Origin of the sequence: uncultured Exiguobacterium sp. (assembly GCF_964277885.1) — a bacterium.
Taxonomy (GTDB): domain Bacteria; phylum Bacillota; class Bacilli; order Exiguobacteriales; family Exiguobacteriaceae; genus Exiguobacterium_A.
This window is the reverse complement of sequence record NZ_CAXYJR010000005.1, coordinates 880,302-903,083: the sequence shown is the minus strand read 5'-3', so window position 1 is coordinate 903,083 and position 22,782 is coordinate 880,302. Positions and strand designations below refer to the sequence as shown.

The following is a 22,782-nucleotide window of genomic DNA, read 5'->3' as shown; positions in this document are numbered from 1 at the left end:
CCCCTTTAGTTTCGGCTCTTTCATTGTAGTTAAAATTGGAAGCGCTGTCTATCGTTATCGACCGAAAGCTTTATTTTTTCAGAATTTCATCTTGATCGAGACGATATAAAAAGGCGAATAACTCAGCAATAACACCGTACAATTCTTCTGGAATCTGTTCTGATACTTGAACAGCGTCTAGTAACGTCATCAGCGTTTCGTCCTGCCGAATCGGAATATCATGTTTTAATGCCTCTTCTAAAATCCGTTCTGCAATGTGTTCCGATCCCTTAGCGACGACTTTTGGGGCATGCATCTGTTCTTCGTATGATAGAGCTATTGCTTTTTTCATATATGAAGATCCACCCTTTCGTTACGCGTTGAGATATCATGCGGTACGCGCTCTTTCGTCTGTTCGACCCAATCGAATCGCGTCAATGCATAGCCTTGTTCCTCAAGACGAGTCTGGATATGCGGTGTGTAGGCGCGCATGAACGTATTGACGTGCGCATTCGGATGAAATACGGATATCGAAACATTCCGGTCTGCAATCAAGACGTCAACAGCGACCTCACCGAGCGTCGGTAATTGAAGATATAAGACGACACGGGCATGATTCGGATCAAACGTCCGTTCGAACGGTGCTTCCATCATCAGGTCCACATCTTCGAACGGTCCAAATTGAGGTAATTGAAATAAATAGACTCCTTTCCCTGCTTCGTTCGTTGCTTGGACGAGTTGTTGCGCTAAAATCTGATCACTCGTCTTTCGATCAAGCGTTCGACCCGTCTCATCACCCTTTGCCAGTTGAACGAGTTCGGTAAGAGCGTGCTTTAACTGCTTCACTTCTCCTTCCGTCACCGGTTGACCAATTTGCCTTAGGAGTTCCCGTGTTTGTGCAGTCGGTACCGTCTGGCGTTGTAAAAAGGAATCAAGTAACTGGGGAAGAGCCGACTTTTGCGGAACAGACTCGGTCGAAATGATTTTTAGGACCGGTTGTCCCTCTGCTGACACGACTTGAAAGCGATACATGTTCCCCTCTTTTAGTTCAGCTGTCGTCCCTGCCGTCAAGACGCGTTGACCGACTTGGAGTTCCATCAATCCGTCCGGCAACAGCTTCAATACTTTACCGACGATGTTTGCGCCTTCCCGTAACGGTAGGTTCGCATGATCTATGATTTTAAATGGAAGTAAGGCGCGATGTTCGATTTGCATGCTCGATCCCTCCTAAAGACGTTCTTTGACAGGACGGAATGTTTTCCGGTGAATCGGTGTGACGCCCAATGTATCGAGCGCTTGTAAATGTATTGGTGTTCCGTAACCTGCGTGTGTTTCAAATCCATATCCTGGATACTCGATCGCGTATTGTTCCATCATCGCATCTCGTGTCTCTTTCGCAACGACACTTGCAGCAGCAATGGAGACACTTCGCGCATCTCCTTTGATGAGAGAGAGTTGTGGCGTATCGTCGTCGAGTGTCATCGCGTCGACAAGTAAGGCATCCGGTTGCAATTGGTGTACTGCGTCTTGCATCGCCCGTTTCGATGCTTGATAGATATTGATTTCGTCGATTTCAGCCGGTTCGATGATGCCAATCGCAATCTCAGCAACTTCTTGCAGATGCTTCAGTGCCGCTTGCCGCTGTACTTTACTCATCTGTTTTGAATCCGTTAGTCCTGGATGATAGAAACCGTCTGGTAAGATAACAGCTGCTGCGACGACCGGACCAGCTAGTGGACCTCGTCCGACTTCGTCCACTCCTGCAATCCGAACGTACCCTTGCTGACGATACTCGTCTTCAAACGCGAGTCGCTCCTTAAAATCGATCCGTTGTTGCTCTTCGAGCGCAAATCGTCGTTCCGTCTGACGAAACAGCATATGCACCCCTTTTCGCGTATCTGACGCCAGTTCCTGCTTTATCTGAATAAATTCTTCTAGTGTCGCTTTTTGCAATCGTTCTTTTAATTCTGCTATCTTCATACATCCTGCTCCTTTGAAAAAAACTTGGACATCAAAGGATGTCCAAGTCCGTTATGCATGCGTTTCCCACTCTTCGACTGTTTCAAGCGTCACCCGACCGAGCTTTTCCGTTCGTAATTCATGCAGGAGCATCTCGCTCGTCCGCTCGAAATCGACGTAGCCACCCGAGACGAATCCGCGCTTTTTACCGATTGCTTCGAGTACATCAACTGCTTCTCCTGATACTTCGTCGAGACGATAACGCTCACGTAACTGCTCCGGATAGCGTGTCTTTAGCTCGCGAAGAGCAAACAACGCGATATCATCGATGTTTAAGATATCATCCTTGATCGCACCTGTTGCGGCCAGCCGATACCCGACGACTTGATCGTCGAACTTCGGCCAGAGGATACCCGGCGTATCGAGTAATTCCATCTCACCTGTTTTCATCTTAATCCACTGCTGACGTTTCGTCACACCTGGACGGTCACCCGTGATTGCGATATTTCGACCGGCGAGTCGATTGATGAGCGTCGATTTCCCGACGTTCGGAATGCCGATGATCAAGGCACGAATTGCACTCGGGTTCCGACCTTTCTCCCTCATTCGTGCATGTTTTTCTTTCATTAGTCGTAAAGCACCTTCGTGGATTTGATTCAATCCTTTATTGTGCTTCGCATCGACCGCGACGACATCGACACCATCTGCCCGTAATGCCTGCATCCATTGTTCCGTCACTCGTTTGTCCGCCATATCCGCTTTGTTAAGAACGATTAATCGTGGCTTACCTGCCGTGATTTGTTCGACCATCGGGTTACGGCTCGACATTGGAAGACGTGCGTCGACGAGTTCGATCACGACATCGATCAACTTTAATTTTTCTGTGACTTCCCGCCGTGCTTTGGCCATGTGACCGGGGAACCATTGAATCGTCATATCCTTCACCTCGTTCATATATTCCTGGACTTCTTGCTGATCATACGATACTTGAAAAAACATCCACTCCCTAGTATACGCAACTTCAGACAAGAAAAGAAGATGAGGTACTTACTTTTCACAGTAAGCGTCTCATCTTCGTTCGTTTTAATCGACAGAGCGTAAGTCATTGAATGGATAGAAAACGAAGTTCGTCGTTCCAACGATTTGATCTTCATCCACAAAACCGATATCACGACTATCTTTTGAGTTCTGACGGTTATCTCCCATAACGAATACCTTGCCTTTTGGAACAGTCGTTTTTCCTGTCCGTTCCTCAAGCGTGAAGTCTTCCGTCAATGGAACACCATTCATCTGAGCTTTGTACTCTTTCAAGTACGGCTCAGCGATTTTCTTATCGTTGACGTACAACGTATCGTCTTTATAATACATCGTATCTCCAGGAACAGCGATGACTCGTTTGATATAGTCGCGTGTTTCTGTCGCATGGAAGACGACGATATCGCCTCTTTCTGGTTCATTAAAATAATACGGGATCTTATTGACGATCATCCGATCCGCATTGTGTAAGGTCGGCATCATCGATTCCCCATCAACGATGACAGGTACGAACAGGAACGTTCGAATGATGAACGCGATGACGAGCGCTACGACGAGCGCCTTTACCCAGCTGAATAACTCCTTCACGAATTCCACTCCTTTGATTAACACAATTTCTTCCTAAGGATTAGTATACGCATAAACAGCAAAAAAAAGAAGCTTGTCCGGAGACAAGCCACTTTTTCACATGATTAACGACGAATTTCTTTAATACGCGCCGCTTTACCACGAAGGTTACGGAGGTAGTAAAGTTTCGCACGACGGACTTTACCGTAGCGAACGACTTCGATTTGTGCAACACGTGGTGAGTGGAGCGGGAAAGCACGCTCAACGCCAACTCCGTAAGAAATTTTACGGACTGTGAATGTTTCACTGATGCCGCCACCGTGACGTTTAATGACTACGCCTTCGAAGAGCTGAATACGCTCACGCGTACCCTCGACGACTTTAACGTGTACACGGACTGTATCCCCAGGACGGAACGCAGGGACGTCTGACTTGATTTGTTCTTGTGTAAGTTCACGGAACAATTGTTGTGTGTTCATGAATGATTTCTCCTTTTTCACCAATGTTCTTATCTTCATTTGCTTCAAGCATCCGACAGCGGAACATCGTTAATGGGTGGCTTTTGCCACATGTTTTAACTTATCATAGATTCAGTCGTTTGACAATCCTGAAATCGAGTCTAAATAACGACGATCGTCATCGGTTAATGAAACATCAGCCAACAGATCCGGACGACGCTCTAATGTCCGCTTCAGCGACTGTTCCCGTCGCCATTTTTCAATCCGGGCATGGTTGCCTGATAATAAGACATCGGGTACTCGGTATCCTTTATAATCTGCCGGACGTGTATAGTGCGGGTATTCGAGAAGTCCCGTCGAGAAGGAATCATCTTCGTGACTTGCAGACGCACCGAGGACGTCAGGTAACAAACGGACGACGGCGTCAATCATCGTCATCGCCGCGAGTTCTCCTCCCGTCAAGACGAAGTCTCCGAGCGAGACCTCATCCGTCACTAACTGATCATGGATCCGCTGGTCAAACCCCTCATAGTGACCACATAAAAAGACTAACTCTTCTTCGTTTGCCCACTCTTCTGCCATTCGTTGCGAAAACCGTTTACCGGTCGGTGTCATGACGATGATTCGTCGTTTTCGTTCCGGCAGACTTGCCATCGCATCGAAGACGGGTTGAGGTGTCAACAGCATGCCTGCTCCTCCGCCATACGGATAATCATCGACCTTACCATGTCGATTCGTTGAGAAGTCTCGAAAATTGATTGTTTCGAGCTTGACGTGTTTATCGTCTTGCGCTCGCTTGACGATCGAATGATCAAGCGCTGAAAACATTTCTGGAAACAGCGTCAACACACGGATGTTCATTCTTCGATCAGTCCCGGAAGCGGCGTGATTTGAATGCGTTTCTGTTCGACGTCGACGGAAGCGACGACCTGCTCGATATACGGAATCAGGACATCTTTTTTTCCGTCACGTTTGATCGTCCAGACGTCATTTGCGCCCGTTTCGAGAATGTCGGAGACGACTCCGATTTTCGTCTCACCGTCATAAACCGTACAACCGATGATCTCATGATAGTAAAATTCATGCTCGTCTAAGTCCTGCAAATCTTCTGCGTGGACATAAAGTTTCAATCCTTTGTACTTCTCGACGTCATTGATATGATGCATCCCTTTGAACGTCACCATGATGAATTGTTTATGCTTCCGGTAGCCACTGATCGTTACTGGTGTATACGTCCCTTCAGAGCCGAGAAAGACTTCTTTTCCGACTTTAAAGCGTTCTTCCGGAAAATCCGTGCTTGCGAGTAATTTCAATTCCCCTTTTAGACCGTGCGTGTTGGCGATTTTCGCAATTTCCAACCATTCCATTCGTTTCACTTCCTTTCTTGAATTAAAAAAAGGAGGTAAGCTTTCGCTCACCTCCTAACGTCTTACTTCGCGAGTTTCGCGTTGTGGAATTTCTCCATGATACCAGCTTGTGAGAAGAGGTTACGAACTGTGTCCGAAGGTTTAGCACCTTCAGAGAGCCATTTAAGAGCTAGCTCTTCGTTGATTTTAACTTCTGCTTCTGGTTTAGCAACTGGATTGTAGTATCCGATTTGCTCGATGAAACGACCATCACGTGGTGCACGTGAGTCTGCTACTACCACACGGTAGAAAGGTGATTTTTTTGCGCCCATGCGCTTAAGACGAATTTTAACTGCCATTCGTAAGTCCCTCCAAATAATAAATGATTTTTTCGTTTAGTCAAATTGACAACTTCATTAGTATACAACGTTACAGCAAAAGAGAAAAGACTTTTAAAAGAATGGAAGGCCAAAGCCTTTCTTTTTCCCTTTGCCCATCTGTCCGGAAAATTGTTTCATCATTTTCCGCATGTCTTCGAACTGTTTAATGAGACGGTTGACTTCTTGGATACTACGTCCGCTACCGCGGGCAATCCGCTTCCGGCGACTCGCATTCAAGATTTCAGGCTCAGTCCGCTCTCGTTTCGTCATCGATTGAATGATCGCTTCGACATACACGAGTTGCTTCTCATCGATTTGGGCGTTTTTCAACCCCTTCATCTTGCCTTTACCTGCCCCAGGGATCATTCCCAACAATTCGTCGAGTGGACCCATCTGTTTCACTTGCTGCAACTGCTCGATGAAATCATCGAATGTAAACGATGCATCGCGCATTTTGCTTTCTAACTCTTTGGCACGCGTAGCGTCCATTTGTGACTCTGCTTTTTCAATCAGTGTCAGCATGTCTCCCATGCCTAAAATCCGAGACGCCATCCGCTCGGGATAGAATGGTTCGATGGCATCGAGCTTCTCTCCAAGACCGACGAACTTAATCGGTGCTCCGGTGACTGCCTTGATGGAGAGTGCTGCACCACCTCGCGTATCTCCGTCGAGCTTCGTCAGAACGACTCCCGTTACGCCAAGCTTCTCGTTGAAGCTCTCTGCGACGTTGACGGCATCCTGACCCGTCATCGAATCGACGACAAGGAAGATTTCATGCGGTTTGGCGATCTCCTTGACATCAACGAGTTCCTGCATCAGTTCCTCATCGACATGTAAGCGACCTGCCGTATCGATCAACACGATATCGTGATGATGCTCTTTTGCATAATCGAGTGCACCGGTAACGATTTCTTGCGGACTAACCTGATCTCCCATCGAGAAGACCGGTAACTCCAATTGCTTTCCGAGTGTCTCTAATTGTTTGATTGCTGCCGGACGATAAATATCCGCCGCAACAAGCAAAGGACTACGATTATGTTTTTTACGTAAATGATTGGCAAGTTTACCCGTTGTCGTTGTTTTACCTGCCCCTTGCAAACCTGTCATCATGATGACGGTCGGAGGACGGTTCGCAAGCGTCAACGGTGACACTTCTGCACCCATCAGATTCGTCAATTCATCATGGACGATTTTGACGACTTGTTGCCCTGGCGTCAAAGACGTCATGACATCCTGTCCGACAGCGCGTTCCTTTACATCATTTACGAATTGTTTGACGACCTTGAAGTTGACGTCGGCTTCGAGTAGCGCTAAGCGAACTTCGCGCATCATCTCTTTGACGTCTGCTTCAGAAATCTTACCTTTACCTCGCATTTTAGCGAGACTGGCTTGAAGCCGTTCCGATAATCCTTCGAATGCCATTAAGAATGCCTCCTACTCTAATTGCTCCAATGTCTCAATGATCACTAGGGCTTCACCCGGAAGGTCGCATTGCTTCAGCTGATCGAGTAACTGCTTTCGCCGTTCGTGTTTCTTAAACAGCGATAGTCGTTCTTCATACTGCTCGAGCATGGCTTCCGTGCGTTTTATGTTGTCGTAGACTGCTTGTCGGCTGACTTCAAACTCATCGGCGATCTCACCTAAGGAAAAGTCATCTAAGTAATAGAGTGACATGTAATTCCGTTGTTTTGGCGTCAAAAGCTCCTGATAAAAGTCAATCAGATAATTCATCCGGTTCGTTTTATCAAGTGTCATCCGAGCACCTCCGCAATGTTAAGTGAAATTCCTTTACAGATAGTATAGTACAGCCCCCACAGTGTGTTGTCAAGTTTTTTTCTTTACATGAAACGCCGCTTATTCCGCGCTTTCTTCCGTCTCGACGTTTTCTTTTTCTTCAAAGACATCGCCAAACAGTCCATACACGAATTGTTCTGCGTCAAACGGTTGTAAATCATCGATTTTTTCACCAAGACCCACGAACTTGACCGGGAGGTTCAATTCGTTCTTGATTGCAAGGACGATTCCACCTTTTGCCGTGCCATCAAGCTTCGTCAAGACGATTCCACTGACGTTCGTCGCTTGTTTGAAGGCTTTTGCCTGCACCATCGCGTTTTGCCCTGTCGTCGCGTCAAGCGCTAGTAACACTTCATGGGGTGCACCTGGAATCTCACGTTCGATGACGCGTTTGACCTTTTCGAGTTCGTTCATCAGGTTGACCTTATTTTGAAGACGTCCTGCCGTATCACATATTAGGACATCGACCTTACGTGCTTTCGCCGCTTGGACAGCGTCGTAAACGACAGCAGCCGGATCCGATCCTTCGCCTTGACGGATAACCGGTACACCGGAGCGTTCGCCCCAGACTTGCAGTTGATCGATCGCACCCGCACGGAATGTATCCCCCGCTGCTAACATGACGCTCTTGCCTTCTTGTTTCAAGCGGTTCGCAAGTTTCCCGATCGTCGTCGTCTTCCCGACCCCGTTGACACCAACGAAGAGAATGACATTCAGCTCATGATCAAGATCAAGGGCTGTCTCTTCCTCTTCGACTAGCATCTTAGCGACGACTTCAACGAGGACATCCCGGACTTCCTTCGGATCCTTAACGTTACGTCGTTTGACTTCAGTCTTTAATTCCTCTACCAAATCCATTGTCGTCGTCACACCGACGTCGGCTTGAATCAACACTTCCTCTAATTCTTCGAAAAAGTCTTCATCGACTTCGCGGAAACGATAGACGAGATCATTGACGGCACTTGCCAGCCCATCGCGTGTCTTCGTCAGTCCTTGCGTGAATTTCGTCGTGACTTCTTGCGTCGAAGTCGTTAAGCGGTCTTTCAGTTTTTTAAAGAAACTCATCGTTTAATCTCCTTTGGTTCTTCACTTAATGTACGTCGTGCCTCTTCTAGTTTAACGGATAACACTTCAGATATCCCGTTTTGTTGCATCGTGACGCCATAAAGGACATCTGCCGCCTCCATCGTCCCTTTCCGATGGGTGATGATGACGAACTGTGTCTCGCGTGCTAGCTGATGGACGAACTCGCCGAATCGCGCGACGTTCGCTTCGTCAAGCGCTGCCTCGACCTCATCGAGGACACAGAACGGGACAGGACGTGTCTTTAGAATCGCAAATAATAAGGCGATGGCTGTCAAGGCACGCTCTCCACCGGACAAGAGCGATAAATTCTGCAGCTTCTTACCAGGCGGTTTCGCAACGATATCAATTCCGCTCGTTAACAGATCACTCGGGTCAACAAGGACTAGATCGGCTTCACCGCCCCCGAATAACTCTCGGAATGTTTCCCGGAAGTGTTCTCGGACAGACTCATACGTTTGACGGAACAACCGAATGACTTCTCGGTCCATCTCTTCGATGACGCCATAGAGATCCGTTTTAGCAGCGACGAGATCATCCCGTTGCGCGGATAGGAACGTAAACCGTTCATCGACCTCTGCGAATTCCTCAATCGCACCGATGTTGACGATACCGATTTCTTCGAGTTGGCGTTTGAGCAGATGAATCTCCTCTTTTGCCTCTTCATACGATAGATCAAGAGGTGCAATCAGTTCGAGCAGTAATCCCATCTCTTCCAGCATTTCTTGTCTTGTCTCAAGACGCGTGCTCGTTTTCCCTTGCGAGAGTCGTAGTTGCTCGAGTGCCTGTTTCGTCGTTTGTTGATCGTCCTTCGTTTTCGCTTCGCGGATCCGGATCAAGCGCAGGGATTCTGCTTGTACTTTAATCCGTTGCCCGATCGCGACGAGTTCGGTCTCGACCCGTTGTTGTTCCTGTTCCTGTTCACGCTGTTCCGCGTGCAAGGCATCGATTTTCGCTTCATCGAATCCTTCGAGGACATGACGCAAGTCACGGCGTTTATGACCACGCTCAAGCTTCGCGTGACTGACCTGTTCCGTCAGGCGTTCGATCTCTTGCGAAAGCTGCGCTTGTTTCATTTGAATCGTCCGCTCTTCGAGAACTGCTTCCGCTTGTTCCTTCTTCAGTTCGTCCATCGTGACGGCACCACGGGCTTGCGCATCCTTGAGACGATCTAAGGCTTGTCTGAGCTCTGTTTGACGCTCCGTCCATTTTACAATCTCGACTTCCGACGTCTCGATGATTCGACGTGCTTCCCTCTCTTGTTCGAGTACACGTGCCATCTGTCGATCTTCAACCGACAATTCAGACGTCATGACAGCGAGATGACGCTTCGCATCTGCTAACGTATCGCGCGATTGTTCGAGTTGCCCTTGTAATGCTTGAATCGTTTCTGTCCGTGTCCGAGCAGTGGCATCAAGAGTCTGGATCGCCGCTCTCAGATCTTCCAAGCGGCGCATCTGCTCCCGAATGACCGCTTGCCCACGCGTCAGTCCCTCTTTTAACTCGTCAAGTTCGCGCGATTGACTGAACAATGGTGTGCCTTTTTTCCGACTTCCGCCGGTCATCGTACCGCCGACGTTGACGACATCTCCTTCGAGCGTGACGAGACGATAGCGATGTCCTGTCGAACGGGCGATGTGGTTCGCCTGTTCAAGTGACTCGACGACGAGTGTCGTACCGAGCAAGTTCATCTTTAATTTCGTCAACGTCTCGTCTGTCGTCACGAGATCGCTTGCGATCCCAACGAACCCAGACATCGCCCCGACTTGTTCTCGTACTGAACGATTGACTTCGCGTGCTTGGAGTGAGGCGAGCGGCATGAACGTCGCTCGACCGGCATTTAATCGACGAAGCTCCTGGATCAGACGACGTCCTGTCGCATCGGTATCAACGACGATGTTTTGCATCGCCCCACCAAGCGCTGTCTCGATTGCCGCTTCAAACCGCGCCGGAACCGAAATCAACTCCGCGACCGCTCCGTAAATACCTGGGTGCTGATCTCGTTGTTTTAAAATCGTCTTAACGGCACCGAAATAACCGCTATAGTCGGCTTTGACGGATTCCAGGAATTCAATTCGGTCTTCCGTCTTATGCCGACGTCGCTCTAAATCCGCAACGGACTGTTCGACTTGGCGTAACGCATGTTGTTGTTCATTTCGTGCCGCAAGTGCCGTTGTCTCTTCTTCTGTTGCTTGGTCCAACTTCGTCCGGATCGAAGCGACATCCGCTTCTAGTCGAGCGACGTCTTCCTCGAGTTGACGACGCGTCGATTGTTTCGTACCGCTGTCCGCCGTAAATGAACGTTTTTGTTCTTCTGCCTGCATGAGATCTTGCTTCGCTCGATTATAGGCATTATTCGTCGCAGCTAATCGGCTCGCCACTTCAAAGGCTTCTGAACGTAATACTTCAGCTTCCTTATCAAAATCACGATCAGTTTGTGTCAGCGCTTGATCGGCTCGTTCTCGTTCAGCCGTGATCCGCTTTGCTTGCTGATCGACTTCTGCTTGGCGTTCCTGTAAAGCGGTCAGTTCGCGTTCCAGTTCTTTGACGCGTTCTTCGACGACGGCAACCTCTTGTTCGAGTCGCTCTTTCGTCTCGGTCCCGTGTTTTTCACGCTCTTTCGCTAGGTTAAGGGCACCTTGGATTTCAACAAGTCGCGTCGAGACATGTCGAAGTTGCTCCTGCAACGCGTTTTCTTGTTGTCGTTCTTCTTCAAGCGCCGATTCTTGATTCTCTCGGGACACGACGGTCTCTTCGTAAGTCGTCTTTTGAGACGCAAGGCGTTCTTCACATTGTGCGATGTCACGCGCCAATGTTTCGAGCTCCGTCTGATACGTCGTGATTTCATGCGCCAAGATGCCACGCTCGAGGACATCATGCCGTTCTCGAGCGACGAGATACTCTTTCGCGAGCGCCGCTTGTTCACGTAACGGCTCGATTCGTCCGCCGAGTTCATATAAAATATCATCGACACGCGATAGATTCGCTTCCGTATCACTTAATTTCCGCTCGGCTTGCTTCTTGCGATGACGATACTTCAAGACGCCTGCTGCTTCCTCGATGACAGCACGACGTTCTTCCGGTTTACCGGAGATGACTTGTTCAACTCGCCCTTGTCCGATGATCGCAAAAGCATCACGCGACAAGCCTGTGTCCATGAACAGATCAAGAACATCCTTAAGGCGACATGGTTTTTTATTTAAAAAATAATCGCTGTCTCCGTTGCGGCTGACACGCCGCGTGACGCTGATTTCTTGATACGGTAACGCAACCGTTCCCGACTCGTTGTCTAAGACGAGCGTCACCTCGGCAAATTGTTTCCGGTGTTCAGACAGACTGCCGGCAAAAATGACGTCTTCCATCTTCGCCCCACGCAGTGACTTCGCCGATTGTTCTCCGAGCACCCAACGGACAGCGTCCGATATATTTGATTTCCCACTTCCGTTCGGTCCGACGACTGCCGTGACACCCGGAAGGAATTCTAGTTCAGTTCGACTGGCAAATGATTTGAAGCCATTGATTTCAATTCGTTTTAAGTACATCTTGATCACCCGTATGTTTAAATTTCTTTTGAATTTCTTTCAGTTTACCATAGCCGAAACGCGAGCAACATGATAGGTTTTAAGGTAGTATCACGCGAAACAAGAAGAAGAGGAGCGAATAACACGATGACGATTGAACAAATGATTGAAGCGATCTTAGATAAATTGAACATCATCAATAAAGGGGTCATTAAAGCAGAACAGTTCGACGGTTCAAAAAATGAGGACTTAAAAGAGATTTATGAGTTCGTCATGATGCGCGACTCATTATCACTGGCAGAGGTCGACGCGATCGTCGACGAACTGAAATCCCTCAAGACTGTCTAATCAAGCGAACTTCACACGATAAAGGCCGATCATCTCTCACGTATTCGAGAGATGGTCGGCCTTTTGTTGCTTAAAACTGTTTCTTTAATTCAAGTAAGGCTTGTTTTGCTGCCTGTTGTTCTGCCTCTTTTTTCGAACGTCCCGTTCCAATTCCTTCGAGTTCATCCGCGACTTGGACACGCGAGATGAATTCCCGACTATGCGCCGGACCGCGCTCCTCGATGATTTCATACTCGATGACACCTAAGCCGACACGTTGAATCGCTTCCTGTAATTGACTCTTGAAGTCCGTCTGTTCTTCGAAGAAGCCTGTCGCCACTTTCGGAAAAACCGCTTCGGCGAGGAATCGTTCGGCTGCTTCGATGCCTTGGTCAAGATACAAGGCGCCAATAAAGGATTCGAAGACATCCGCAAGTAAGGCTGGACGATTCCGACCACCGGTCAGTTCTTCCCCCTTACCTAACAGAATCATATCGGAAAACTGATAGTGATTCGCAAATTGGACGAGTGACGGTTCACAGACGATTGCCGCTCGCAATTTCGTTAATTCCCCCTCGGAACGTTCCGGGTAGTGTTCGAATAGATAGCGTGACACCGTCAACTCTAAGACAGCGTCCCCTAAAAATTCTAGGCGTTCGTTATCTCCTTCAGATTCGCGTTGTTCATTGACGAACGAAGAGTGCGTGAAGGCTTGTTTTAATAGTTCGACATTAGAAAACGTGATATTCAGGCGCTCTTGTAACGCTTCGAATTTCTGCTCGATTTGAGCGAGCGTCCGAGCATCCTTGCGTCGTTTTACATAGGGTCCTTTTCGGACACGACGTCCTTTTTGATTCGTCATAGTTCCTCCTAAACAGCTAAAGCCCACCGCACATTGCGGTGGGTCAGCTTCAATGATCAGACTTGTGTTTCGATGTAGTTGACGACATCGCCGACAGTCTTCAAGTTTTCTGCTTGCTCATCTTCGATCGTGATTTCGAACTTGTCTTCTAAGTCCATGACGAGTTCCATGACTTCGAGAGAGTCAGCACCGAGGTCGTCTTTGAACGATTTATCAAGTGTGATTTCACTTTGTTCTTTTCCTAATTTTTCTGCGATTGCTTCTTGTACGTCTACTAAGATTTGTTCTTTTGTCATTTTGAAATCCCTCCATGAGTTGAGTATATAAGATGATTGCCGATTTGGCAAAGTACTACCGTTAGTTGTGTTACATCGTCATGCCGCCATCGACGGCAAGAGTTTGTCCTGTGATGTATCGCGCTTCATCTGAAGCGATGAAACTGACGAGTGAAGCGATATCGTCCGTTTGACCGAAGCGTTTCAACGGAATTTGTCCGAGTGACAGGTTCCGCTGTTCTTCCGTCAATTCGTCCGTCATGTCCGTCTCGATGAAGCCTGGACAGATGGCATTGACTGTGACGCCTTTACTCGCGAGTTCACGTGCGACGGATTTCGTCAGCCCGATCAGACCCGCTTTCGCTGCGACATAGTTCGCTTGCCCTGGATTTCCGGAAATACCGACGACTGATGCGATGTTGATGATACGACCGCTTGTTTTTAACAATGGACGTGTCGCAGCTTGCGTGACGAGAAACGCCCCTTTCAGGTTCGTATCGATGACAGCATCGAAATCCGCTTCCTTCATGCGCATCAGCAAACCATCACGCGTGATACCGGCATTATTGACGACACAATCCAGTTGACCGAACGTGTCGATCGTCTGTTTGATCATCTGTTTGACAGCATCTGCTTCAGCGACATTCGCTTGAATCGCGAGTGCCTCTCCGCCTGCTTCCTTGATTTCACGGACGACCGCTTCCGCCTTGTCCGTGCTTCCTGCATAGTTGACGACGACACGGAAACCATCTGTTGCCAATCGCTTCGCGATGGCAGCTCCGATGCCGCGTGACGCGCCAGTGACGAGTGCTACTTTACTCAACGAATTCCCTCCGCTTCCAATTGCTCAAGTGTCGTGATGCTGATGATTTTCGCATCTTTTTTGATTCGTTTCACGAGACCGCTCAACGGAGATGATGGACCAAACTCGATGAATGTATCCGCACCTTCTTCGATCAGACGCTCAACACATGATTCGAACCGGACCGGTGAGTAGAGCTGCTGAACGAGCAAACGAATCAATTCGTCTGGTTGATCGTGGAACGCACTGTCGACGTTCGAGATGAATTTCGTCTTCGCCGCTTCAAACGGTGACGAGACGAGAATGTCTTCGAAGCGTGGTGCGAATGGTGTCATGAGTGACGAATGGAACGCACCTGAGACATCAAGCGGTAAGACACGTTTTGCTCCGAGCTCTTTTAACTTCGCTGTAGCGGATTCGACCGCTGCGATTTGTCCGGAGATGACGAATTGCCCAGGACAGTTGTAGTTGGCGATTTGAACGATTTCTCCCGTCGCCGCAATCGATTCGACCGCGTGATGGGCTGCCTCGACATCATTCATGCCGATGACCGCCGCCATCGTTCCACCCGTGACTTGATTCATGAGTTTTCCGCGTTCGCGGACGAGATAGACGGCTTCAGACGGTGTGATGACAGAAGCTGCGACGAGCGCGCTATATTCTCCAACACTGTGTCCGAGTACGAAATCAGGTGTATGTCCTTGTGCTGCGTACTGCTGTGCGAGTAATGCACTGTGTGCGACGATGGCTGGTTGAGCGATATCTGTTGCTTTCAATTCATCCTTCGTCCCTGTCGTCATCAGCGTCGTCAGATCCAGACCAATTCGCGTTCCGAGGTCAGCGAGTGCTTGGCGTGTCTCGTCTTGCGTGATGAGCGTCTGTCCCATTCCAGGCGTCTGTGACCCTTGTCCCGGAAACATCCAAACTGTTTTCCCCATCTCCGTCTCACTCCTTCTTAACGTGCTTCAGTTGCCTTCGCCTGAACGATTTTAGCAACGACTTCTTGTTCGACCATCTTTTCAGCTTGAACGAGCGCTCGGCTGAATGCATAGGCATTGCTTGAACCATGCGCCTTGATGACCGGAGCCGAAATGCCGAATAGTCCGGCACCGCCATATTCTTCATAGGCGAGCAACTGCTTCATTTTTTTTAACTTCGGTTTCAGTACGAGAGCGGCGAGCTTTGATGTCCACGAGCTCATGAATTGTTCCTTCATGACACCCATGATCATACTGGCTGCCCCTTCAGTACTTTTAAGTAACGTGTTACCAGCAAAACCTTCCGTGACGATGACATCGACATCACCGCTCATCGCTTCTCTCGCCTCGACGTTCCCAACGAAATGAATCGGTGCTGTCTCAAGTAGCGGATACGTTTCCTTCGTCAGTGCATTCCCTTTACCGGCTTCTGATCCGATATTCAGGAGTCCGACTTTCGGTCGTGTGATGCCGCGAACTTGTTCTGCGTAGACAGACCCCATGATGGCATAATCGAGCAAATGCTCTGCCTTCGCATCTGGGTTGGCGCCAACATCTAAGATGACGACACCTTTCCCATTACGTGTCGGGAAAGTCGGGGCCAGTGCAGGACGGTCAACTCCTTCGATTCGACCGATGACGAACAATCCGGCAGTCATGAGCGCTCCCGTGTTGCCTGCTGAAATCAAGGCATCAGCCTCTCCTGATTTCACCAGGTTTGCAGCCACAACGAGTGAGCTATCTTTCTTGCGGCGAATCGCACGTACCGGTTCATCTTCTCCGGTGATGACGGATGCCGCGTGGACGATCGTCACGCGCGGATCCTCGATTGTGTATGAGCGTAATTTCAACTCATCTCCGACTAGTCGGATATCGATGTTTTCGTTTGGACGTTCTGCCAAATAGGCAACGACCCCTTCTACGATGGCACGGGGTGCGTGATCGCCCCCCATAGCGTCAACTGCTAAAATCATTTCGATTCCTCCTTACTACTTCGATACACCGTGAACTCACCGATAAAGACACATTCTTCACCGACATAACTCTCCACCGTGATGTCAGAACGCCCATCTTGACGATGAGAACTGACGAACGCCTTCGCAACGACGCGTTCCCCGACATGAACGGAGCGTGTGAACTGAACGTTCGCACGTGTCGTCAACGCGAGTTCATCGTCGATGAGCGCAATCGCAAGCGAGTTTGCCTGCGCAAACAAAATATGTCCGCGGGCGATCGCATTCCGACTAAACGCATGTTCCGGCAAAATCTCAAGGATTGAGATCGCAGATGTATCGAGTTTCAGGTCAATCATATCACCAATGACTTCATTTTCAGTCAACGTACGCACATCATCCAGCCGTTCGGTCGCGACGTGTTTAATTCGCTCCCGTAATTCCGGAATTTTTAATTCCATCCGGTCGAGACGAATCGTCTGGATACTGACACGGAATCGTGTCGCCAGCGCTTCATCCGTGATGAACGGATTTTGCTCGATCGTCTGTAATAATTCTTGTTGTCTCTCTTTTTTAGGTACCCGCATGTATGTTCCTCCCACAAGAAGGATGACCACTATTATTACCTGGTACTAACAGTAGTATATATCCCTTGTTGTTCACTTTCAAGTATTATTCGATTCTTTCTCCTTCAAGTAGCCCTTGTCGTTCGATATAGTCACGTAAGACATCGTATTCCGGTGCCTGCCAAAAGGCGTCCGATCGCAGTAAGCGGACTGCATCTTGTCGCGCAGTTTCCATGACTTGTATATCGAGCGCAGGATCAGTCAAGACGAAGCGCGGTAATCCACTTTGTTCGGTACCGAAGAAATTTCCGGCTCCGCGCAGTTTTAAATCCTTTTCCGCTAGCTTGAAGCCATCGTTCGTCTCCGTCATCGTCTTGATCCGTTCTTTTCCCGTATCGGAAGAGGGATCGGCGATTAGAATACAGTACGACTGGGCATCGCCTCGACCGACGCGCCCTCTTAATTGGTGTAACTGCGCAAGACCAAAGCGTTCTGCATCATGAATGACGATGATCGACGCGTTCGGAACGTTCACGCCGACCTCGACGACCGTCGTTGAAACAAGGATTTGAACAGTATTCTCCTTAAACGCCTGCATGACCTCGTCTTTTTCTGAAGAAGTCAAGCGCCCATGCATCAAACCGACATGATAAGGCTTGAACCGCTCGGTCAATGTCGCATGTAATTCGATCGCATTTTGAACTTCGAGTGATTCGGATTCCTCGATCAATGGCGTGATGACGTAGGCTTGTCGACCTTGCGACAATTCTTTCTCGACGAACCCGAAAACGCGTTCCATCTGTTGCGGTTTCGCCCAGTAGGTCTCGATTTCCTTTCGTCCCGCCGGCATCTCATCGATGATCGAAACATCCATATCTCCAAAGACCGATATCGCAAGCGTACGCGGAATCGGTGTCGCTGTCATATATAATACATCTGCCTGTTCGGCTTTCGCGCGCAATCGTTTCCGTTGTTCGACACCGAAGCGATGTTGTTCATCGGTGATGACGAGGTGTAATGCCTTGAACTGGACAGTGTCTTGAATCAGCGCATGTGTCCCGACCAAGACGTCGATCTCTCCTGTTGCGAGGGCTTCGAGCAAGTGTGCGCGCGCTTTCCCTTTAACAGAACTCGTCAGTAGACCGACCCGAATCCCAAGTGGTTCAAGCAATGGGGCGAGCGATGCTGCATGCTGTTCCGCTAAAATTTCGGTCGGCACCATCAAGGCACCTTGTTTTCCGGCACGAACCGTCGCGAACAAGGCGATGGCTGCGATGACAGTCTTTCCGCTTCCGACATCCCCTTGCAGCAACCGATTCATTCGTTCACCGCGTCCGATGTCGTCTAAGATTTCTTTTGTCACGCGTTGTTGCGCTCCTGTCAGCGGAAACGGCAGGCTCTTGATGAAATTCGCAATATCCGTTTCATGCAGTGGCAGAGCGATCCCTTGACCTTTTCGTCGTCCAAGACGCAACGCCTGTAATTTCAGTTGGAAATAGAGGCATTCCTCATAGACGTAACTGCGCCGAGCAGCCGTCAATTCTTGTCGATTCGTCGGGAAATGGAGTGCCTTCAACATCGTCATCCGGTCCTGTAACCGGTACGTCTTCCGGATGCTATCCGGGATTCGTTCAGCTAATGCCTCAGTCTCCTTGAACGCCAAGTCGACGACGCGTCGGAATGTCTTCATCCGCATGTCACCCCGGAGCGAGTAAACGGGTGTCAATTCGCCTTCGATTGCCCCGAATTGCAATTCCGTCGCAGAAATCGTCATCCGGTGTAAATCCCACTTGCCACTGACCGTCACTTCTGCCCCGAGTTGCAATTGGTCTTTGTAGAATGCCCGGTTGAACATCGTTACGGTCACACTATACCGTTCTTCAACGAGCAGACGGAATGTTAAACGATTTTTTCCTTTGCCATAATAGCGCACAAGTGGTTCAGACTGGACCTGACCCGTGAACTTGACTTTATCCTCATGGATTGCTTCCGTTAGACTTCCCGTCACGAAGTCGTCATAACGAAACGGGACGTGCTCGAGCACGTCCGCAACGGTGAGAATATTCATCTCTTCTAGTTTTTTCGCTAAATCCCGTCCGACACCTTTTAATGTCTTGACGTCACGTGATGGATTCATTCGATAACTCTCCGAAAATTTTCGCTTCGAGCCAGCGACCCGTCGGCGTATTCGCGAGTCCACCTTTTGCTGTCTCGCGAAGCGCAGACGGCATCATCTGACCAATCTCATGCATGGCTGAGATGACTTCATCACACGGAATCCGTGACGTGATTCCAGCGAGTGCCATGTCGGCAGCGACAACAGCATTCGCCCCGCCCATCGCATTGCGTTTCACGCATGGTACTTCGACGAGTCCTGCAACAGGATCACAGACGAGTCCGAGCATGTTCTTCAAAGCGATCGCAAAAGCATGTGCTGACTGATCCGGTGTTCCGCCCGCCATTTCAACGATGGCAGCTGCTGCCATCGCTGTTGCTGAACCAACTTCTGCCTGACAGCCACCAGCCGCTCCGGAGATCGACGCATTGTTCGCGACGACGAAGCCGAACGCACCGGATGTGAATAAGAAGCGTAGCATTTGCTCACGCGTCGGGTTTAACCGATCTTTGACGGCAAAAAGCGTACCGGGCACGACGCCGGCACTCCCTGCCGTTGGTGTCGCACAAATTTTCCCCATCGCAGCATTGACTTCATTCGTTCCGATTGCTTTACTAACGGCGTCCAGTAATAAATCACCGGATAATCCTTTACCTGAAGCACGGTACCGTTGAAGCAAGACAGCATCTCCACCAGTTAGTCCTGTCACCGACTGGACACCATCACCATCAAGCGAACGAGCAACTGCTTCTTCCATCACTTGTAGGTTTCGTTCCATCATCGCATAGACTTCATCTCGCTCTAAATGACGAACCGTCATCTCTTGCTCAATCATGACTTCCGAAATCGGAATGTTTCGTTCTGTCGCGATGGCGACGAGTTCTTTTACGGATTTAAACATGTCTTCACTCTCCCATCATGACGGCACGCTCGACTTGAGGTAACCGATCGATTTCTTCCAACACTTCTGCCGTTATCCGGTCATCAATCTCAATTGCCATGAGTGCTTGTTTTCCTTTTTCATGCCGTGACACTTCCATATGCCCGATGTTGATTTCGTAATCAGCCAAAATGCTTGTCACGGCTGCAATCGCACCAAAGCGGTCATGGTGCAAGACGACGAGTGCCGGTCCCCCACCGGACAAACGAAGCGGTACACCATTTAATTCCGTGATTTCAATCGTTCCCCCACCAATTGAAATACCGACCAATTCAAACTCTTCTATTCCATTCGTCAAATGGACACGAGCCGTATTCGGATGATCCGTCAATGCTTCGCTCGTCTCGAAATGAATCTCGATCCCTTTTGACTTCGCGATATCGATCGATTGTGGAATCCGATCGTCGAACGTATCGTATCCAAGAACACCGCCGATGATGGCGACGTCTGTTCCATGTCCACGATACGTATCAGCGAATGAACCGTAAAACGTGATGTGGATGATTTTAGGTGTTTCCCCGAATAATTTACCCGCCATCAATCCGATCCGTGCAGCTCCCGCTGTATGCGAGCTTGATGGACCAACCATGACTGGTCCGATGATGTCAAAGACGCTACGATATTTCATCTCTTTTCCCCTCTCTATGAAACAAACGAAATCCCACCTCTATTATCGCAGATGGTGGGATTCGTGAAAAGGCTAGTCGCCCTTTTTCAGTATGATGGTTTTATTCGACGCTTAAAATGTACGAATAAAGTGGTTGTTTGCCGTCGTGGACTTCCACTTCAGCATCCGGATTGATCGACTCAATATATTCGACGAGTGACTCAACGTCTTCCGTCGATACGCCTTCACCGTAAAGAACCGTGATGATTTCGTCGTCCTCCGTGACGAGTGTATCGACGAGTTTCTTGACAGCACCAAGACTTGAAGCGTCCGTAGCGACGATTTGTTTTTCAGCAATCGCCATATGGTCGTCTTTCTTGATTTCTACACCATCGATGTTCGTATCACGTACGGCATATGTGACTTGTCCTGACTTAACGGCTGCAATCGCATCTGCCATGTGCGCTTCGTTCTCTTCGACAGTCGCTTCCGGGTTATAGACGATCGTTGCTGCTAAACCTTGTGGGACTGTTTTTGATTTCACGACTGTCACACCACAATTCGCAACAGATGCTGCTTGTTCAGCGGCCATGATGATGTTCGAGTTGTTTGGATAGACATAAACATGTTCAGCATGTGCATCCTCGATCGCTTTAACGATATCTTCCGTTGACGGGTTCATCGTTTGTCCGCCTTCGATAACGACACTGACACCGAGTGATTTAAAGAGTTCGCTGATTCCTTCACCCATTGCGACTGTCACGAGGGCGGCTTTCGCTTTTGCCTTCAGTGCAGCGACTGGAGTGACTTGATTCGCGCCTTCTTCTTCGAGGATCGTCGAGTGTTGTTGACGCATGTTTTCAATCTTAACAGCGACGAGCTCACCGAAACGTTGTCCTTTTGTGATGACTTCTCCTGGTGTTTCAACGTGGACGTGAACTTTCAGGAGTTCTTCATCTGCGACGACGAGCAACGAATCACCGAATTCCGCTAATTCGTTCCGGAATGCTTCTTCGCTGAATGGTGCGTTCGCTAATTTGTCATCTTGGAAGCGAACCATGATTTCCGTGCAGTAGCCATAATGGATTTCTTCTGTCGACATGAAGCTTTGAGCCGATTTATGATGCTCTGCTTCGACGAGTGCTTCCATGACTGGCGCATGTGGTTTATCCAGTTCTTTTCCTTCAAGTGTTGCAAGGAATCCTTCATAGATACAGACGAGACCTTGACCACCAGAATCAACGACACCGACTTCTTTTAATACTGGGAGAAGGTCAGGTGTTCCGTCGAGCGATACTTTCGAAGCTTCGACGAGTTGACGCATCAATTCCAAGAAATCCGTCGTTGTCTCAGATTGTGCGATGGCTGCAACAGCTGTCTCACGAGCAACCGTCAAGATTGTTCCTTCGACCGGTTTCATGACTGCTTTGTATGCTGTGTCGACACCTTTTTGCAATGCATCTGCGAATTCCTTCGTATCAATCGTTGTTTTGCCTTCGATTGATTTCGAGAATCCACGGAACAATTGGCTTAAGATGACGCCAGAGTTTCCGCGCGCCCCCATCAATAATCCACGTGCGAAGACGTTCGCGACTTCCGATACAGAATCCGAAGTTGATTTACCTGCTTCTTTTGCACCTGAAGTCATCGTCAAATTCATATTCGTTCCCGTATCACCATCTGGCACAGGGAAGACGTTCAATGAATCGACGAAATCTGCATTTTGGTAGAGATTCGCCGCGCCATTTTGAATCATCTTGACTAACTGCGCTCCTGTTAAACGATCTACACTCACTAAAGTTTCCTCCTCTATTCCCGCCTTAGACATTCGTCAAGCGGACTCCTTGGACAAAGATGTTCACAGATGTCACGTCAAGACCTAGTGCCTGACTGAGCGTGTATTTCACGCGACTCTGTACGTTATTCGCCACCTCTGAGATTTTCGTTCCATAACTTACGATGATATGCATATCGATATGGACCTGCTCTGAAGCCTGTCGAACGATGACACCGCGTGCAAAGTTCTCACGTTTTAAGAGTTCAGCAAGACCATCCTTGATTTGAGACTGGGATGCCATACCAACGACACCAAAACATTCCATTGCTGCGCCGCCCGCAAGTTGCGCGACGACATCATTATCTACATCAATCTTTCCATAGGTCGTTTTCATCTCGATCGCCACCTGAGTAGCCCCCTTTGAATATTGTATTCTTCTCATAATTCTACTATAAGGA

General features: G+C 48.9%; 25 protein-coding genes. 1 reads left to right on the top strand and 24 read right to left on the bottom strand.

Features of this window, described 5'->3' with window-relative positions; genetic code table 11:
• Positions 1-70: 70 nt before the first annotated feature.
• The 13 genes from ACHWTJ_RS06220 to smc all read right to left on the bottom strand — a co-directional run bounded on the left by ACHWTJ_RS06220 (position 71) and on the right by smc (position 12,143).
• Positions 71-331 (bottom strand): EscU/YscU/HrcU family type III secretion system export apparatus switch protein, encoded by a 261-nt coding sequence (locus ACHWTJ_RS06220; protein ID WP_023468733.1) that lies wholly within the window; start codon positions 329-331, stop codon positions 71-73.
• A complete protein-coding gene (locus tag ACHWTJ_RS06215; RefSeq protein ID WP_394679274.1) occupies positions 328-1,194 on the bottom strand; it encodes a flagellar hook-length control protein FliK in 867 nt (288 codons plus the stop codon). Before ACHWTJ_RS06215 ends, ACHWTJ_RS06220 begins: the two co-directional genes overlap by 4 nt.
• Positions 1,195-1,206: 12 nt before the next feature.
• Positions 1,207-1,959 carry a ribonuclease HII gene (locus ACHWTJ_RS06210; protein WP_294740831.1) on the bottom strand — a complete coding sequence of 251 codons (753 nt, stop codon included), beginning with the start codon at positions 1,957-1,959 and terminating at the stop codon, positions 1,207-1,209.
• A gap of 51 nt (positions 1,960-2,010) precedes the next feature.
• Positions 2,011-2,874, bottom strand: a complete 864-nt coding sequence (gene ylqF / locus ACHWTJ_RS06205; protein WP_035396901.1) for a ribosome biogenesis GTPase YlqF — start codon at positions 2,872-2,874, stop codon at positions 2,011-2,013.
• Between the two features lie 147 nt (positions 2,875-3,021).
• Positions 3,022-3,561 (bottom strand): signal peptidase I, encoded by a 540-nt coding sequence (gene lepB, locus ACHWTJ_RS06200; RefSeq protein WP_294740829.1) that lies wholly within the window; start codon positions 3,559-3,561, stop codon positions 3,022-3,024.
• Positions 3,562-3,665: 104 nt separating this feature from the next.
• Positions 3,666-4,019 carry a 50S ribosomal protein L19 gene (gene rplS / locus ACHWTJ_RS06195; protein ID WP_023468738.1) on the bottom strand — a complete coding sequence of 118 codons (354 nt, stop codon included), beginning with the start codon at positions 4,017-4,019 and terminating at the stop codon, positions 3,666-3,668.
• A gap of 111 nt (positions 4,020-4,130) precedes the next feature.
• A complete protein-coding gene (gene trmD / locus ACHWTJ_RS06190; RefSeq protein WP_394679273.1) occupies positions 4,131-4,859 on the bottom strand; it encodes a tRNA (guanosine(37)-N1)-methyltransferase TrmD in 729 nt (242 codons plus the stop codon).
• The gene (gene rimM, locus ACHWTJ_RS06185; RefSeq protein ID WP_023468740.1) at positions 4,856-5,365 is read right to left on the bottom strand and encodes a ribosome maturation factor RimM; all 510 of its coding nucleotides are present in this window, start codon (positions 5,363-5,365) and stop codon (positions 4,856-4,858) included. The genes trmD and rimM overlap by 4 nt, the downstream gene beginning before the upstream one ends.
• Positions 5,366-5,427: 62 nt before the next feature.
• Positions 5,428-5,703, bottom strand: coding sequence for a 30S ribosomal protein S16 (gene rpsP / locus ACHWTJ_RS06180; protein ID WP_023468741.1), 276 nt, complete (start codon positions 5,701-5,703; stop codon positions 5,428-5,430).
• A 93-nt stretch (positions 5,704-5,796) separates the two neighbouring features.
• Positions 5,797-7,146 carry a signal recognition particle protein gene (gene ffh, locus ACHWTJ_RS06175; RefSeq protein WP_023468742.1) on the bottom strand — a complete coding sequence of 450 codons (1,350 nt, stop codon included), beginning with the start codon at positions 7,144-7,146 and terminating at the stop codon, positions 5,797-5,799.
• A 12-nt stretch (positions 7,147-7,158) separates the two neighbouring features.
• The gene (locus tag ACHWTJ_RS06170) at positions 7,159-7,479 is read right to left on the bottom strand and encodes a putative DNA-binding protein (RefSeq protein ID WP_023468743.1); all 321 of its coding nucleotides are present in this window, start codon (positions 7,477-7,479) and stop codon (positions 7,159-7,161) included.
• A gap of 99 nt (positions 7,480-7,578) precedes the next feature.
• Positions 7,579-8,583: a signal recognition particle-docking protein FtsY gene (gene ftsY / locus ACHWTJ_RS06165; RefSeq protein WP_294740822.1), complete on the bottom strand. Its 1,005-nt coding sequence runs from the start codon at positions 8,581-8,583 to the stop codon at positions 7,579-7,581.
• A complete protein-coding gene (gene smc, locus ACHWTJ_RS06160) occupies positions 8,580-12,143 on the bottom strand; it encodes a chromosome segregation protein SMC (protein ID WP_394679272.1) in 3,564 nt (1,187 codons plus the stop codon). The genes ftsY and smc overlap by 4 nt, the downstream gene beginning before the upstream one ends.
• 126 nt (positions 12,144-12,269) lie before the next feature.
• Between smc and ACHWTJ_RS06155 the strand changes: the two genes are divergently transcribed.
• The gene (locus ACHWTJ_RS06155; protein ID WP_023468746.1) at positions 12,270-12,470 is read left to right on the top strand and encodes a DUF1128 family protein; all 201 of its coding nucleotides are present in this window, start codon (positions 12,270-12,272) and stop codon (positions 12,468-12,470) included.
• A gap of 70 nt (positions 12,471-12,540) precedes the next feature.
• Here ACHWTJ_RS06155 and rnc read toward each other — a convergent pair whose 3' ends face one another.
• From rnc to ACHWTJ_RS06100, 11 genes are all read right to left on the bottom strand, one after another.
• Positions 12,541-13,311 carry a ribonuclease III gene (gene rnc, locus ACHWTJ_RS06150; protein ID WP_023468747.1) on the bottom strand — a complete coding sequence of 257 codons (771 nt, stop codon included), beginning with the start codon at positions 13,309-13,311 and terminating at the stop codon, positions 12,541-12,543.
• Between the two features lie 56 nt (positions 13,312-13,367).
• Entirely contained in the window at positions 13,368-13,607 is a 240-nt protein-coding gene (gene acpP / locus ACHWTJ_RS06145) for an acyl carrier protein (RefSeq protein WP_029342095.1), read from the bottom strand.
• Positions 13,608-13,677: 70 nt separating this feature from the next.
• Positions 13,678-14,409, bottom strand: coding sequence for a 3-oxoacyl-[acyl-carrier-protein] reductase (fabG, locus tag ACHWTJ_RS06140; protein WP_035396763.1), 732 nt, complete (start codon positions 14,407-14,409; stop codon positions 13,678-13,680).
• Positions 14,406-15,326, bottom strand: a complete 921-nt coding sequence (fabD, locus tag ACHWTJ_RS06135) for an ACP S-malonyltransferase (protein WP_035396761.1) — start codon at positions 15,324-15,326, stop codon at positions 14,406-14,408. The genes fabG and fabD overlap by 4 nt, the downstream gene beginning before the upstream one ends.
• A 17-nt stretch (positions 15,327-15,343) precedes the next feature.
• A complete protein-coding gene (gene plsX / locus ACHWTJ_RS06130) occupies positions 15,344-16,339 on the bottom strand; it encodes a phosphate acyltransferase PlsX (RefSeq protein ID WP_294745611.1) in 996 nt (331 codons plus the stop codon).
• Complete coding sequence (gene fapR / locus ACHWTJ_RS06125) at positions 16,336-16,905, bottom strand: transcription factor FapR (protein WP_023468752.1); 570 nt, start codon at positions 16,903-16,905, stop codon at positions 16,336-16,338. The genes plsX and fapR overlap by 4 nt, the downstream gene beginning before the upstream one ends.
• Positions 16,906-16,990: 85 nt before the next feature.
• The gene (recG, locus tag ACHWTJ_RS06120; protein ID WP_294745608.1) at positions 16,991-19,021 is read right to left on the bottom strand and encodes an ATP-dependent DNA helicase RecG; all 2,031 of its coding nucleotides are present in this window, start codon (positions 19,019-19,021) and stop codon (positions 16,991-16,993) included.
• Entirely contained in the window at positions 19,005-19,901 is an 897-nt protein-coding gene (gene sdaAA / locus ACHWTJ_RS06115; RefSeq protein WP_023468754.1) for an L-serine ammonia-lyase, iron-sulfur-dependent, subunit alpha, read from the bottom strand. Before sdaAA ends, recG begins: the two co-directional genes overlap by 17 nt.
• A gap of 4 nt (positions 19,902-19,905) precedes the next feature.
• Positions 19,906-20,568, bottom strand: coding sequence for an L-serine ammonia-lyase, iron-sulfur-dependent subunit beta (gene sdaAB / locus ACHWTJ_RS06110; protein ID WP_294745605.1), 663 nt, complete (start codon positions 20,566-20,568; stop codon positions 19,906-19,908).
• 100 nt (positions 20,569-20,668) lie between these two features.
• A complete protein-coding gene (locus tag ACHWTJ_RS06105) occupies positions 20,669-22,342 on the bottom strand; it encodes a DAK2 domain-containing protein (protein WP_394679271.1) in 1,674 nt (557 codons plus the stop codon).
• 25 nt (positions 22,343-22,367) lie between these two features.
• Positions 22,368-22,730 (bottom strand): Asp23/Gls24 family envelope stress response protein, encoded by a 363-nt coding sequence (locus ACHWTJ_RS06100; RefSeq protein WP_023468757.1) that lies wholly within the window; start codon positions 22,728-22,730, stop codon positions 22,368-22,370.
• Between the last annotated feature and the right edge of the window lie 52 nt (positions 22,731-22,782).

Coding starts and splice junctions, on each gene's coding strand:
- ACHWTJ_RS06220 (WP_023468733.1), bottom strand. CDS start 331: ATGAAAAAAGCAATAGCTCTATCATACGAAGAACAGATGCATGCCCCA.
- ACHWTJ_RS06215 (WP_394679274.1), bottom strand. CDS start 1,194: ATGCAAATCGAACATCGCGCCTTACTTCCATTTAAAATCATAGATCAT.
- ACHWTJ_RS06210 (WP_294740831.1), bottom strand. CDS start 1,959: ATGAAGATAGCAGAATTAAAAGAACGATTGCAAAAAGCGACACTAGAA.
- ylqF (WP_035396901.1), bottom strand. CDS start 2,874: ATGACGATTCAATGGTTCCCCGGTCACATGGCCAAAGCACGGCGGGAA.
- rplS (WP_023468738.1), bottom strand. CDS start 4,019: ATGAACACACAACAATTGTTCCGTGAACTTACACAAGAACAAATCAAG.
- trmD (WP_394679273.1), bottom strand. CDS start 4,859: ATGAACATCCGTGTGTTGACGCTGTTTCCAGAAATGTTTTCAGCGCTT.
- rimM (WP_023468740.1), bottom strand. CDS start 5,365: ATGGAATGGTTGGAAATTGCGAAAATCGCCAACACGCACGGTCTAAAA.
- rpsP (WP_023468741.1), bottom strand. CDS start 5,703: ATGGCAGTTAAAATTCGTCTTAAGCGCATGGGCGCAAAAAAATCACCT.
- ffh (WP_023468742.1), bottom strand. CDS start 7,146: ATGGCATTCGAAGGATTATCGGAACGGCTTCAAGCCAGTCTCGCTAAA.
- ACHWTJ_RS06170 (WP_023468743.1), bottom strand. CDS start 7,479: ATGACACTTGATAAAACGAACCGGATGAATTATCTGATTGACTTTTAT.
- ftsY (WP_294740822.1), bottom strand. CDS start 8,583: ATGAGTTTCTTTAAAAAACTGAAAGACCGCTTAACGACTTCGACGCAA.
- smc (WP_394679272.1), bottom strand. CDS start 12,143: ATGTACTTAAAACGAATTGAAATCAATGGCTTCAAATCATTTGCCAGT.
- ACHWTJ_RS06155 (WP_023468746.1), top strand. CDS start 12,270: ATGACGATTGAACAAATGATTGAAGCGATCTTAGATAAATTGAACATC.
- rnc (WP_023468747.1), bottom strand. CDS start 13,311: ATGACGAATCAAAAAGGACGTCGTGTCCGAAAAGGACCCTATGTAAAA.
- acpP (WP_029342095.1), bottom strand. CDS start 13,607: ATGACAAAAGAACAAATCTTAGTAGACGTACAAGAAGCAATCGCAGAA.
- fabD (WP_035396761.1), bottom strand. CDS start 15,326: ATGGGGAAAACAGTTTGGATGTTTCCGGGACAAGGGTCACAGACGCCT.
- plsX (WP_294745611.1), bottom strand. CDS start 16,339: ATGATTTTAGCAGTTGACGCTATGGGGGGCGATCACGCACCCCGTGCC.
- fapR (WP_023468752.1), bottom strand. CDS start 16,905: ATGCGGGTACCTAAAAAAGAGAGACAACAAGAATTATTACAGACGATC.
- recG (WP_294745608.1), bottom strand. CDS start 19,021: ATGAATCCATCACGTGACGTCAAGACATTAAAAGGTGTCGGACGGGAT.
- sdaAA (WP_023468754.1), bottom strand. CDS start 19,901: ATGTTTAAATCCGTAAAAGAACTCGTCGCCATCGCGACAGAACGAAAC.
- sdaAB (WP_294745605.1), bottom strand. CDS start 20,568: ATGAAATATCGTAGCGTCTTTGACATCATCGGACCAGTCATGGTTGGT.